Genomic DNA, 12,708 nt, shown 5'->3' with positions numbered 1-12,708 from the left:
GAACAGTACACTTCAAGTACCTTTTCACGAGGATTATTTTTGTTTTATTTATTGTTCATCTGGATCTTGGTCGAGCTTGTAATCAATTTTTTCATCAAATTCAATCTTAAGATCATCAAGCTGCTGTTCACTAACTTTACCAGGAGCAGCTGTTAGTGGCTCCACTGCCTTCGAGTTCTTAGGGAATGGAATAACATCCCGAATACTATCAGCCTGAGCTAGTAGCATAACCCATCGGTCCAAACCAAAGGCAAGTCCTCCCTCAGGTGGCATTCCCATTGTTAAGGCCTTAAGCAAGAATCCGAAGCGGGCTTCTGCACGTTCCTTTGTATATCCAAGAGCTTTGAGAACTTTTTCTTGTACCTTTGGATCGTGGATACGAATTGATCCCCCACCGATCTCGTTACCATTCAAGATAATGTCGTAACTTTGCGCATGAGCTTTATGAGGATCTTCACCATCTTCAAGATAATGCAAGTCTTCTTCGTTTAGCATTGTAAATGGGTGGTGAGCGGCAATCCACTTCCCAAACCCTTCATCATATTCAAACATTGGCCAATTAACAACCCATAAGTAGTTCCATTGGTTAGGCTTAATCATATCTAACTCTTCAGCGATTGCCCGACGAAGGTAGCCAAGTGAATCTGATACAACGCGGAAACTACCAGCAACAAAGAAAATTAAGTCCCCTTCTTTGGCATCCATTTCTTTATTGATTTGTGCAGCTTGATCATTTAAGAACTTAGCAACTGGACCATTGTAACCATCAACAGTTGCCTTAACCCATGCAAGTCCTTTTGCTCCAAAACGCTTAATGTATTCTTCGTACTTAGAAATATCTTTCCGGGAATACTTATCTGCTCCACCAGGAACACGAATTGCACGAACATAGTTACCATCAGCAACAGTATTAGCAAAAACCTTAAACGAACTGTCCTTTACAATATCAGAAAGATCATGAATCAACATGCCAAAACGGGTATCAGGCTTATCTGAACCATACTTGTCCATAGCCTCTTGCCATTCCATCCGTGGGAATGGGGTCTTAACATCTACCCCCACGATTTCCTTCATTACTCGCTTAATTAAACCTTCTGTAACTGTTTGGATATCTTCAGGAGTTGCAAAACTCATTTCAGTATCAATTTGCGTAAATTCTGGTTGACGGTCACCACGGAGATCTTCATCCCGGAAACAACGTGCCAATTGATAATACTTATCAACTCCGGCTGCCATTAACAATTGCTTAAATAATTGTGGTGATTGTGGTAAAGCGTAGAAATGACCGGGGTAAACACGTGATGGAACAATATAATCACGTGCTCCTTCTGGTGTTGACCGTGTTAAATCAGGGGTTTCAACATCCATAAAACCTTCATTATCATAGTAATTGTGTACAATCGAAGCAACCTTACTCCGCAACTTCAAATTACGCATCATTTCTGGCCGCCGTAAATCAAGGTAACGGTACTTCATCCGTAAGTCTTCAGAAGCATCAACACCATCAGTAATATCAAATGGCGTTGTTTCTGACTTTGCTAATACCTTAGCCTTGTCAACAGCTACTTCAACTTTTCCAGTCTTCATATCTGGATTAATTTCTTTTTCTGCCCGTAATTGAACTTTTCCTTGAACCTCAAGAACATATTGATTACGAACCGCATTTGCGATTTCAAATGCTTCTGGATTTTCTTTTTCGTTGAATACTAGTTGAACAATCCCTTCCCGATCCCATAAATCAATAAAGATAAGTCCACCTAAGTTACGACGCTTAGCTACCCAACCCTTTAAGACAACTTTTTGTCCAACTTGCTGTTCATTTGTATCCCCAGCATAATTTGTTCTCTTCATTCTCCGCTTACCTCTTTCAATTTTTAATAACAGTTTAAATAAAAAGCACCCTTGAAATTACAAGGGTGCAAATGCACGGTACCACCTTGGTATCACTCAAAAATAACGTCTAAACGACGGAGCATATTGCTCAGCTTCAAAAGTGTCAATCGAGGCTGAAATATTTGGAGCTCTCACCTTTCTCCAATCGCTGATAATTTCAAGTACCCGAGCATTCTTTATCAACAGCTATTAATATCTTTAATTTACATTTTTACCTTACTCGATCCCCTCATAAATGTCAATACTAAGGTTAAGTAGTGTCTTATAAATCAACTTCTATTTAACAATGCTTGCCTAAAAATGGTATAAATAAAGTAATTTAGTAAAGGAGGAACGTCAATTGGAAAGTCCAAATACAGCATGGTTTAAGCGCCTTCCATTAAATAATCTCACTTCTGTTAAACCAGTCAGTGGTGGTGATATTAATTTAGCATATCAAGCCACAACTACTGATGGAAATAGATACTTTATAAAGGTTCAACCTAACCATTCACAAGATTATTTCAATCATGAAATTAATGGTCTCAAAGCTATCGGTAAGGTCATTAATACCCCGACCCCACTTTACCATGGTGAAATCGACGGGAATGCCTATTTAATTTTAAACTGGCTTGATGAAACTTGGGGTAATCAAGCCGCCCTGGGATTAGCAGTTGCCAAAATGCACCAACAGCATAATGAAGAATTCGGCTTTATGGACAATCATCAAACCAAGGTCCTCGTAAAAGACAATTCTTGGAATTCAAGCTGGCTTGATTTTTATATTAATCAGCGACTAGAGCCAGAAGTACAAGTAGCAAGCCAACGCGGCCGATGGAATAAATGGCGGCAAGAACATTATCAACAAATGGTTAATAAATTTACTAAATACTACCAATACCATGAAGTTATCCCTAGTCTTCTTCATGGTGACTTCTGGGCCGGCAACTTCTTATTTGCTGGCGATCATAAACCATACTTAATCGATCCAGATTCATTATTTGGGGATCATGAATTTGATTTAGCCATGACAACTATTTTTGGCGGTTTTGATAATAGTTTTTACCAGGCATATAGCAGCGTCTTTCCATTTGATGATCATCTAGATGAACGCCTTTCATGGTATCGTTTCTATTACCTATGCATGCATTTAATCTTATTCGGCGAAAGCTATGGCGGGGCAGTCGATCAAATTTTAAGTCAATATTAAAAAGCAAAGAGACATGGGGATTTTCTCCATTGTCTCTTTGCTTTTTAGCGTTCATAAATAATTGTCGTGGGACCATCATTTTCAAGATCAATTTTCATCATGGCTCCAAAATGTCCGGTTTCAACAGGAATACCAGTAGCAGCTAATTTTTGATTAAAAAGATCATATAACGGTTCGGCAATCTCAGGCCGAGCAGCCTGTGAAAAACCAGGACGATTTCCATGCTTAGTATCAGCATAAAGGGTAAATTGGGAGACTGATAATATCGCACCATTAACATCTCGTAGCCCCTTATTCATCTTACCGTTTTCATCCTCAAAAACACGAAGATTAGTAATCTTATGCACTAAGTAGTCTAATTTTTCGTTGGTATCATCTGGAGCAAAACCGACTAAGAGAAAATAGCCAAGGCCAATTTTACCAACAACTTCATCATCAATTGAAACTGCTGCATGATTTACTTTTTGTAAAACAACTCGCACAAGCATCCTCCTATCGAATAATTCGTTTGACAACGTAAACATCTGGAATGTTCTTTAAACCATCCATAATCAATTGCAACTGCCGTAAATTACGCACTCCGATAATCAAACTAATTGTTACCATCTTGTTATGGTCAACTTTGCCGTTAACTGAATTTAAGAAGCGAGTACTGTTATTTACTGAACGTAAAACATCATTTAATAAGCCGTTTCGATTGTATCCTTGAACTTCTAAGTCTGCATTGTAGTTTGTTTTGTCGCCATTAGGATTTGCCCAATATACACTAACAATTCGTTCGCCGTTCTTACGGGCAGCTTTAATATTCGGACAATCATCCCGGTGAACTGATACTCCGCGCCCTTTTGTAATGTAACCAGTAATATCATCTCCTGGGATTGGACTACAACAATGGCTTAAACGGACAAGGAGATTGTCGACTCCTTCAACAACTACGCCCTCACTAGACGCTTTAGCCTGCTTTTGTTTTTCACGTGCATTTGGTTTTTCAAGAGTCTGGTGATCTTCTAGTACAGCTTTTTCTGCTGCTTGTTGGCGGTCGCTTTCAACCTGCTGGCGGATATCAGCAGTAAACCGATTTCTAATACCAATAGGAGCCAAGTCACCAAATCCTAATGCCGCAAACATGTCGTCACTACTATTATAATGAGTCTCTTGAGCAACTTCCTCACATTTTTCATCAGTCATTAACTCTGCTGGTGAATATCCTGCTTCACGGAGTTCATTTTCAAGAAGTTGTTTTCCTTCCTCAATGTTCTTTTCCCGATCGTGAGCGCGGAAGAATTGGCGAATCTTATTACGAGCTCGCCGTGTTGAAACCAAATCAAACCAATCACGACTTGGACCAGCTGATGATGAGGAGGTCAAAATATCGACAATGTCACCATTTTTGATCTCATAGTCAAGGGGTACAATCCGTCCATTTACTTTAGCTCCAGTTGTATGATTACCAACTTCAGTATGAATTTGGTAAGCCATATCAAGTGGTCCAGATCCCTTAGGCATTTCAATTACGTCACCTTTAGGGGTAAATGCATAGACCTTATCAGTAAATATATCACTCTGAATCCCCTGCATAAATTCATCTGTGCCTTGACTTTCACTTCGTAATTCAAGGATTTCTTTGACGACATTTAGCTTTTGACTATCCTGAGTTTGTTGGATTCCATTAGTCTTACCTTCTTTATAGGCCCAGTGAGCAGCGACCCCATATTCGGCAATTTCATGCATCTTGTGAGTCCGAATCTGCACTTCTAATGGCCGTCCTTCTGGTCCAATAATTGTTGTATGCAAGGATTGGTACCCGTTAGTCTTAGGCATTGCAATATAATCTTTAAACCGTCCAGGCATTGGTTTCCAATTAGTATGGATAGCTCCAAGAGCAGCATAACAGTCACGAATTGAGTCAACGACAATTCGAACCGCAAGAAGGTCATAAATTTGGCTAAATTGCTTATGCTGAGTAACCATTTTACGGTAGACAGAATAAATATGTTTAGGACGACCATAAATTTCAACATTCGGTCCTAAGTCCAAATCTGCAATCGCCTTTTTTATCAACTTAATTGACTCATCAATATAGTCAACCCGCTGATCGCGCCGTGAATTCATCAAATGAACAATCCGGTAATATTGTTGCGGATTTAAGTATCGTAATGATAGGTCTTCTAGTTCCCACTTAATAGTACTGATCCCCAAGCGATCTGCAATTGGGGCATAAATTTCAAGGGTTTCATTTGAGATGCGGCGCTGCTTATCAGGACGCAAATGCTTAAGGGTGCGCATATTATGAAGACGATCCGCAAGCTTGACAATCATTACCCGAATATCCTTTGACATTGCAAGTAATAATTTACGATGAGTGGCAGCCATTTGTTCTTTATTTGATTTGTAACTAATCTTACCGAGCTTTGTATCACCATCAACGATCATTGCAATGGTTGGTCCAAAGAGTTCTTTAATATCATCTAAGGTTGCTCCCGTATCTTCTACAATATCATGTAAATATCCTGCACAAACTGTTTCGGGATCCATATGAAGATTAGCAAGGATCCCCGCAACTTGGATAGGATGAACAATATACGGTTCTCCAGATTTACGTCGTTGATCATGGTGAGCTACCTCGGCAAAATGATATGCCTTTTCAACTAAAGCAACGTGTTCTTCATTCATATAAGAACTAACTATCTTTTGAACATCTTCATGTGTCAATTCCCTTTCTTTTGACATCGGGCGACCTCCTTTCAATTACTTTTGTTGACGCATTGCCCATGATAAGTATGCAAGCGCTAAGTAAGCAAGGGCAAAATAATAAGTATATTGTGGCATAAAGAAATACGCAGTTATCAAGTAAAGGATTGGGAAAATGAACAACTCGCCCCATTTTCGCTGGTGCTTATAAATCCAATAACCGGACCAAATACTAAAAATACCATTAACAAGGATTAAGACAATCTCTACCATTACTACCCGCGTAACAAATGGAAGTTTATCGACAACGAGGGTCAATACCATCCCAATTAAAATACTGGCTAGCCATAATGGTTTATCTAAATGTTCCCATGCTTTTTTCATAAAATTCATTCTCTCTCAACACCTATATTCAGTTTTAAATTACCGATTAAAGCTGTTCTCTATTTTACCATAAGTACGCCAGCTACATTATGACAATTCCATTGCATACGAAATAGCCGCCATGAAATATAAAGGTGCTGTTTCGGTCCGCAGAATTCGTGGTCCTAAACCTGCTGTTACCACTTCAGCTTCATTCATTTTAGCAATTTCATTTTCCGTTAATCCACCTTCTGGACCAAAAATAGCAAGGAGCGAATCTCCTGGTTTAAGGCCATTAAATTGTTGCGCTAAAGCACTTACTTCACCCTGTTTAGCTGATTCTTCCCAAGCAACTATTCGTTCAGTAGCGGGATAATCTGCTAATAACTGATCAAGATTAGCACTGTATTCAACCTGCGGAATTTTATTCCGATGGGATTGTTCCGCTGCTGATTCAGCTATTTTTTGCAGACGGTCGATCTTTCGTTTCTGCTTATTTCCCTGCCAATGACTAATGGAGCGAGCAGCATCGAAGAAGACAATTTTATCTGCCCCCAGTTCAGTTGCTTTTTGAACAATTAACTCTGGCTTCTCTTTAGTCTTTGGAAGTCCGCAGGCAAGCGTTACCGAAACTGGTAATTCACTATCAGCATCTAACTTTTGATTGATTTTTAATGTCGCCGTTGGTTCTGTAGCAGTTACAGTCGCAAGATATACACAGTGGTCAGCTAACACAAGTTCAACAGTTGTTCCAACCTCTGCGCGCATTACCTTTAATAAATGGTGAGATGCTTCAGATGGCAATGTTACTTCATCAGCTGGAGTTGCATTAACAAAATAGCGTTGCATTTATTTCACCTCGGTTGGCTTATGAGCAATCATTCCATGCCAGTCCTTCATCTGCTGTTCATCGTCAATTATAAATCCTTGCTCTTGCAACTTTTGACGAATCAACGGAGCTTTATCATCGATAATTCCCGAAACAAGGAATTTGCCACCTGGCTTAAGATTTTCATATGCCTGAGGAATAAGGGGTACGATGATTTCCGCAAGAATATTAGCAACAATCAAGTCTGCTTGGGTATGGATTCCGTCTAACAGGCTATTTACGCCAACCTTAACATCTTTAGCGATCGGGTTTAGTGCAAGATTCTTTTTTGCTGAGTTAACTGCTACTTCATCAATATCATAAGCATCAACTTTTCCTGCGCCTAAGTGTTTAGCAGCAATACTTAAAACACCAGAGCCAGTCCCGACATCGATTACATATTCATTACCAACAATCGTTTTCTCAAGGGCCTCCAACATTAAACGGGTCGTTGGATGAGTTCCGGTACCAAAAGCCATTCCTGGATCAAGAAAAATCAATTTTTCTTTAGGATCTACTGGCTGATATTCTTCCCATTGCGGAACAATCGTTAGCTGGTCCGTTACTCTTAATGGGTGATAATATTTTTGCCAAACCGTTGCCCATTGCTGATTATTGACGGTTGCAGCTGAGACATCATTTTCTCCTGGATTCAAGCCGTAATCCCTTAATTTTGCTACTCGTTGATGGATAGTTGGCAATAGTTCAGGAACAAATACATTTTGTGGAAAATATCCCGATACTGCTGCGCCACTTTTTCGGTGCGGAATTAATGATGGATCGATAAATTCACCGTGGTCTCCATACTTTCCTTCATGCAAGTTTTCAAAATCAGCGGCATCCTCAATTTGAACGCCTTGTGCTCCCATATCTGTCAAAATATAGCTAACTGCTTCAATAGCCTCGCTAGAAGTTATTACCTTTATTGCTGTCCAATCCATTTAATGACCTCCTTAAATAATAAAATCGTGACCACAATAAAAGTAAATGGTCACGATAAATACCAACTTAATAAAGTTTAATCATTTTCATTATCAACTTTACTAATATGTGGTCGTTCTTGTTCGCGTTTCTTTTCTTTTTCTAAATGATGGCTTAAGTAATCGATTAAGTCGGACTCAGTCAAGAAAATACGGGGATGGTGTTGGTGATGCAACCGAACATCAATCTCGTTAATTTTTAATCGTCCGGTCCAAGTATGGGAATAACGAACAATTACCCGATTATTTAGTCTGTGTTTACCAAAGCGGAACACATATACGTGTTGGGGTGTCATCATTGGCCGAATGTACTCTTTTTTATACATTAAATCATTGTCGCGCATAAACTGCTTAGTTCGATTCAGAATGGTAACCACCTCCTCTATTATTATTCCTGATCAATTTTAAATTAATCTCCCTAGATAGGTATATTTTAGCACAGGTCACCAACGTTCCAAAGTTTAATCTATGTTTAAACTTTAATTTTCAAAAAAATGCTATACTATGTTCAAAATACTTTAAAGAAAGGTGATTACAATAGTGAGTCTCTTAATTGCTATTCTTATCTGCTGGTTACTATGGAAGATTGGGATTTTAACGGTTAAGTTCATTGGCCTGATCCTTCTTATTTTATTAATCGGGACATTAATTCATGTTTTGCTTTGGCCAGCGATCCTTTTAGCAGTCATTATCTTAGGAGCAGGCTTATTTACTAACTAATTTATCTATAAAATCTTATAGTAATTTTTCTGCGGAATGTTATAATCATTACTGTGAGAGAAATCTCAAATAATGTATACATAAGATGAAAGGGAGACTGTTTATTATGTCTAAGAATCATCAAAAAGTTGTTCTTGTTGGTGACGGTGCTGTCGGTTCAAGTTACGCCTTCGCAATGGCACAACAAGGAATTGCTGAAGAATTTGCTATTGTTGATATTATTAAGGAACGGACTGAAGGGGACGCAATGGACCTTGAAGACGCTACTGCCTTCACCGCTCCTAAGAATATCTACTCAGCAGATTACGACACTTGCAAAGACGCTGATTTAGTTGTTATTACTGCTGGTGCTCCACAAAAGCCTGGTGAAACTCGTCTTCAATTAGTTGACAAGAACTTGAAGATCATTAAGTCCGTTGTAGAACCAATCGTTAAGTCTGGTTTTGACGGAATCTTCTTAGTTGCAGCTAACCCAGTTGATATCCTTACCTATGCTGTTCAAAAGCTTTCTGGCTTCCCTAAGAACAAGGTTGTTGGTTCAGGTACTTCACTTGATTCCGCACGTCTTCGGGTTGCTCTTGGTAAGAAGCTTCATGTTGACCCTCGTGATGTTATTGCTAACATTATGGGTGAACACGGTGATTCCGAATTTGCTGCTTACTCAAGTGCTACTGTTGGTGGCAAGCCATTACTTGATATTGCTAAGGATGAAGGTATTTCAGAAGATGAATTACTTAAGATTGAAGATGATGTTCGTAACAAGGCATACGAAATCATTAACCGCAAAGGTGCTACCTTCTATGGTGTTGCCACTGCTTTAATGCGGATTTCAAAGGCTATTCTTCGTGATGAAAATTCTGTTCTCCCTATCGGTGCCCCAATGAACGGTGAATACGGACTTAACGACCTTTACATCGGTACTCCAGCTGTTGTTAACGCTTCTGGTGTGGCAAAGGTTATTGAAGTTCCACTTAACGACCGTGAAAAGAAGGCTATGGCTGACTCTGCTAAGCAATTGGAAGAAGTTGCTAAGAACGGTATGGCAAAGTTACAAGGTAACAACTAAGCCATATTCATAAATAAAACGATAGATTATCGTGCTACTAAAAAACTCTCAGCGTTTAGTAAAACGTTGGGAGTTTTTTTATGCCTATTTTTGATGATTTTTCAAGCCACGTGCAAAATCATCAAGAAAGTCTTCTATTAATTTATCCTTATAACCCTTTTTTCTAAGTTCACGCGCTAAAATTGCCGAAGTAAGTCCCTTTCGAATTGCTAACTTATGATCACCTGCGAGCCAAAACGTTACTAATTCTCGATCTTCCATTTAAGATGCTCCTTTTTTCTCATATGTTCAGTGTACCACTTTCGCTTATCAGAATTTGAAGGAGTTTATCAATTATTAAGGAACATCAATACCAAGTTCAGTTCCGATTTCTTTCATTTCTTGATAGGTCTTTTCATCAATCGTGACACCTTTTTCTTTATTTTCTGCTAATAAACGGTACTCACGATCACCGGGTACCCAAATTTCTTTACTAGGAATATGTTCAAGTTGGCGAATTCGATCTAACATTGATGTGGCATCTTTCTTCAATACTTCTGGATCACCGAAGAATGCTGGATTAAGAACCATTACAAATTGGCTAAAGTCATGTTTACCACTAACAGTATCGGCAGAGATAGAACCTTGAGCTAAAATACCCGTCAACAATTCAATTACAATCGAGTTTCCCATCCCCTTATAATTAGAATTTTCCTCATCATTTCCGCCAAGAGTGAGAACTCCTCCACCTTTTTGTTCTCCTTCAGTAAAGGCCGCGGTGGCAAGAATATCTTCTGCCTCTTGCGCATCAGTTACTACCTGCCGATCTTTATCAACTGCCCATTCACCTGGCAACGGTTCGCCTTTTTTAGCATAAACTTGAATTTTTCCCCCTGAAACAACACAAGTGGCACCATCAAACATAAATGGATGTGGAGAAGCAGGAAAGCCAAACGCAAAAGCATTAGACCCAAGAAAAGCCTGAGTAGCATTAGTTGGGACTACCAGGGGACGAGTGTTAGTAAGGGCAACTCCTACCAATCCAGCTTCTAATGCTAATCTTGTATAGTAACCAGCAGTGCCGAAGTGATTCGAATTGCGAATAACAGCAATTGCTACCCCTGTTTTCTTAGCCTTTTCAATTATTTTTTGAGTTGCTAAAACCGTTGCGAGCTGTCCCATATTTTGGTTAGCGTCAACAAGGACGGAGCCTGGTAACTCACGAATAATTTCGGCCTTATTTTGGGGAATAATCGTTCCTTCTTTAATCATCCGACGATACCATGCTAATCGTTGAATCCCATGAGATGAGATCCCGCGCAAATCCGCATCAACTAGAGTGTCTGCTAATAATTGACTGTCATCTTGGTTAAATCCCAATTTTGTAAAAACTTCTACTAGATAATGTCGTTCATAGGTTGCTTGAAGTCTCATTTTCATCCTTCTCTCATTTTATACTAATTATATTTTAATAACAAAGAGAAAAACGTCAATATTCAAAGTCGCTTAAAGGTTGGGATCCATCTTAAATGACATCTTTGAAAGCTCACAGCCTTCAGTTAATAATTCAAAGAAGAGGGCCTTTGTCCGTTCATTATAATGGGTAGCTATTTCATGATTTTGTCCAGTTAGATAATCAATTAGTGCCTGGCCTTCAAGACTAGCTGCTTCTTTATCAACCTGCGCAATTTTACGGCGTGCCCATTCATTTAGCTCCTTTTGGTAGTCTTCATCTTTTTCCATAAATTCTTGATAATGACTTTCAACGACCTCTGCTAAGGCTTCATTTAACCAGAATGCAGATTCTAAGTTCATTTTTTCAGGTACGTTTCGATATGATTCATCAGTATCGTCAGCATTAGCAAAAAATGGAACATAAGGGTTAAATGCTGGGACTCCTAGTTCAATCCAATGAATACTTGTTTTATATTTATTCAGATTACGCACTTGTAAAATATGTGATTGAGCTGTTCGTGATAAAGAGATAGCCCGGTAAGTCTTACGTTCAGGAGCATCCCCCATTGGATCGTAAGGTGTCTCATTAAAATGCGATTTTAAAACATACTGGATGTCTTCATTAGCAATCTTAAATTCAGCCTTACGGATAAATGGCATTTCAGAATCTTCGGGACGTTGGCCTAATGAAGCGTTAGGACTAAGGTAACGTTGAGCAAACCAAGTCCGCGGTGTATTGTAGTGACGGTCTTTTTGTGTACTGGTACCAAAAATATGGCGGAAATCCCACCGGTCATGGTCAGGGTTTAATTGGTGGTCTTCAACAAATTCTTGAATTCCATCAGCCCACATATAATTATCAGGATCATCAAAATCAATATCTTCAATTGCTACTTGGTTAGGAGTAACAGCATAGCAATCATCAGGAATACGAACTGCAACCCATTGGTGACCAGTTACTACTTCCATATACCAAATCTCATCGGCATCTGCAAATTGCATCCCGTTTCCCTCAGCAGCCCCCAATTCAGCAATTAATTTTCCCGTATATTCAACTCCTTCACGGGCAGAATGAATATACGGTAATACTAAAGTACAAAGTGAGTCTTCTGCCAGGCCATTTTTTACGTATGGATCATATGCTAACACCCGATCATTTGCATAAACACTCTCAGTAAAGGAAGCTGCCACATTTGCTTCATTAATTCCATCTTCTTCATTAGGTCCTGCTGTTTGATCAAGGGTAGGCGTAGAAGTATAACGCATTCCCTCTTCCGGCAAGGCTACAGTTACTTTATTGTAAGGTGATACGTAGGTTTCGTGGCGTCCCTTTACTGCCGGTTTTACTAAAAATCGCTTGGGTTCAATTGCCTTTACGCGATCTTCATTACGGGCAATATAATTAGCACCATCGAGAGAAGCCTTCTTACCGACCATGATTGATGTACAAGCATCTTTATTTTGCATATTTATTTCCTCCTCAAATAATAGCGATTACATTATC

General features: G+C 39.2%; 13 protein-coding genes. 3 read left to right on the top strand and 10 right to left on the bottom strand.

Translation table 11 applies throughout. From position 1 onward, the window contains the following. Positions 1-48: 48 nt before the first annotated feature. Positions 49-1,851 (bottom strand): aspartate--tRNA ligase, encoded by a 1,803-nt coding sequence (gene aspS / locus LMB57_RS00740; RefSeq protein ID WP_229272163.1) that lies wholly within the window; start codon positions 1,849-1,851, stop codon positions 49-51. Between the two features lie 382 nt (positions 1,852-2,233). On the opposite strand from aspS, the gene LMB57_RS00735 reads away from it, so the two are divergent. Next, positions 2,234-3,082 (top strand): fructosamine kinase family protein, encoded by an 849-nt coding sequence (locus LMB57_RS00735; RefSeq protein WP_229272164.1) that lies wholly within the window; start codon positions 2,234-2,236, stop codon positions 3,080-3,082. A 44-nt stretch (positions 3,083-3,126) separates the two neighbouring features. Here the strand turns inward: LMB57_RS00735 and dtd are convergent, their stop codons facing one another. From dtd to LMB57_RS00705, 6 genes are all read right to left on the bottom strand, one after another. Next, positions 3,127-3,564 carry a D-aminoacyl-tRNA deacylase gene (dtd, locus tag LMB57_RS00730; RefSeq protein WP_229272165.1) on the bottom strand — a complete coding sequence of 146 codons (438 nt, stop codon included), beginning with the start codon at positions 3,562-3,564 and terminating at the stop codon, positions 3,127-3,129. Between the two features lie 10 nt (positions 3,565-3,574). Further along, the gene (locus tag LMB57_RS00725) at positions 3,575-5,812 is read right to left on the bottom strand and encodes a RelA/SpoT family protein (protein WP_229272166.1); all 2,238 of its coding nucleotides are present in this window, start codon (positions 5,810-5,812) and stop codon (positions 3,575-3,577) included. An 18-nt stretch (positions 5,813-5,830) separates the two neighbouring features. After that, positions 5,831-6,166 carry a hypothetical protein gene (locus LMB57_RS00720; protein WP_229272167.1) on the bottom strand — a complete coding sequence of 112 codons (336 nt, stop codon included), beginning with the start codon at positions 6,164-6,166 and terminating at the stop codon, positions 5,831-5,833. A gap of 78 nt (positions 6,167-6,244) precedes the next feature. Next, positions 6,245-6,985, bottom strand: coding sequence for a 16S rRNA (uracil(1498)-N(3))-methyltransferase (locus LMB57_RS00715; RefSeq protein ID WP_229272168.1), 741 nt, complete (start codon positions 6,983-6,985; stop codon positions 6,245-6,247). After that, on the bottom strand, positions 6,986-7,945 hold the full coding sequence (gene prmA, locus LMB57_RS00710) for a 50S ribosomal protein L11 methyltransferase (RefSeq protein ID WP_229272169.1): 960 nt from the start codon (positions 7,943-7,945) through the stop codon (positions 6,986-6,988). It lies immediately after the preceding gene. A gap of 77 nt (positions 7,946-8,022) precedes the next feature. Further along, complete coding sequence (locus LMB57_RS00705; RefSeq protein ID WP_003668153.1) at positions 8,023-8,328, bottom strand: hypothetical protein; 306 nt, start codon at positions 8,326-8,328, stop codon at positions 8,023-8,025. Between the two features lie 196 nt (positions 8,329-8,524). Here LMB57_RS00705 and LMB57_RS00700 point away from each other — a divergent pair, with 196 nt between their 5' ends. Together LMB57_RS00700 and LMB57_RS00695 are read left to right on the top strand one after the other, a co-directional pair. Next, complete coding sequence (locus LMB57_RS00700; RefSeq protein WP_020843065.1) at positions 8,525-8,704, top strand: hypothetical protein; 180 nt, start codon at positions 8,525-8,527, stop codon at positions 8,702-8,704. Between the two features lie 106 nt (positions 8,705-8,810). Continuing rightward, positions 8,811-9,770 carry an L-lactate dehydrogenase gene (locus tag LMB57_RS00695; protein WP_003665815.1) on the top strand — a complete coding sequence of 320 codons (960 nt, stop codon included), beginning with the start codon at positions 8,811-8,813 and terminating at the stop codon, positions 9,768-9,770. 84 nt (positions 9,771-9,854) lie between these two features. Here the strand turns inward: LMB57_RS00695 and LMB57_RS00690 are convergent, their stop codons facing one another. The 3 genes from LMB57_RS00690 to LMB57_RS00680 all read right to left on the bottom strand — a co-directional run bounded on the left by LMB57_RS00690 (position 9,855) and on the right by LMB57_RS00680 (position 12,671). Beyond that, positions 9,855-10,031 (bottom strand): hypothetical protein, encoded by a 177-nt coding sequence (locus LMB57_RS00690; protein ID WP_229272170.1) that lies wholly within the window; start codon positions 10,029-10,031, stop codon positions 9,855-9,857. Between the two features lie 75 nt (positions 10,032-10,106). Continuing rightward, positions 10,107-11,183: an Ldh family oxidoreductase gene (locus tag LMB57_RS00685; protein WP_229272171.1), complete on the bottom strand. Its 1,077-nt coding sequence runs from the start codon at positions 11,181-11,183 to the stop codon at positions 10,107-10,109. Between the two features lie 72 nt (positions 11,184-11,255). Then, positions 11,256-12,671, bottom strand: a complete 1,416-nt coding sequence (locus LMB57_RS00680) for a C69 family dipeptidase (protein WP_229272172.1) — start codon at positions 12,669-12,671, stop codon at positions 11,256-11,258. Between the last annotated feature and the right edge of the window lie 37 nt (positions 12,672-12,708).

Origin of the sequence: Limosilactobacillus secundus, assembly GCF_020784695.1 — a bacterium.
GTDB lineage: Bacteria > Bacillota > Bacilli > Lactobacillales > Lactobacillaceae > Limosilactobacillus > Limosilactobacillus reuteri_F.
This window is presented reverse-complemented; position numbering and strand designations above follow the sequence as displayed.

Coding starts and splice junctions, on each gene's coding strand:
- LMB57_RS00705 (WP_003668153.1), bottom strand. CDS start 8,328: ATGCGCGACAATGATTTAATGTATAAAAAAGAGTACATTCGGCCAATG.
- LMB57_RS00720 (WP_229272167.1), bottom strand. CDS start 6,166: ATGAATTTTATGAAAAAAGCATGGGAACATTTAGATAAACCATTATGG.
- LMB57_RS00715 (WP_229272168.1), bottom strand. CDS start 6,985: ATGCAACGCTATTTTGTTAATGCAACTCCAGCTGATGAAGTAACATTG.
- LMB57_RS00725 (WP_229272166.1), bottom strand. CDS start 5,812: ATGTCAAAAGAAAGGGAATTGACACATGAAGATGTTCAAAAGATAGTT.
- LMB57_RS00695 (WP_003665815.1), top strand. CDS start 8,811: ATGTCTAAGAATCATCAAAAAGTTGTTCTTGTTGGTGACGGTGCTGTC.
- LMB57_RS00680 (WP_229272172.1), bottom strand. CDS start 12,671: ATGCAAAATAAAGATGCTTGTACATCAATCATGGTCGGTAAGAAGGCT.
- LMB57_RS00685 (WP_229272171.1), bottom strand. CDS start 11,183: ATGAGACTTCAAGCAACCTATGAACGACATTATCTAGTAGAAGTTTTT.
- prmA (WP_229272169.1), bottom strand. CDS start 7,945: ATGGATTGGACAGCAATAAAGGTAATAACTTCTAGCGAGGCTATTGAA.
- aspS (WP_229272163.1), bottom strand. CDS start 1,851: ATGAAGAGAACAAATTATGCTGGGGATACAAATGAACAGCAAGTTGGA.
- LMB57_RS00690 (WP_229272170.1), bottom strand. CDS start 10,031: ATGGAAGATCGAGAATTAGTAACGTTTTGGCTCGCAGGTGATCATAAG.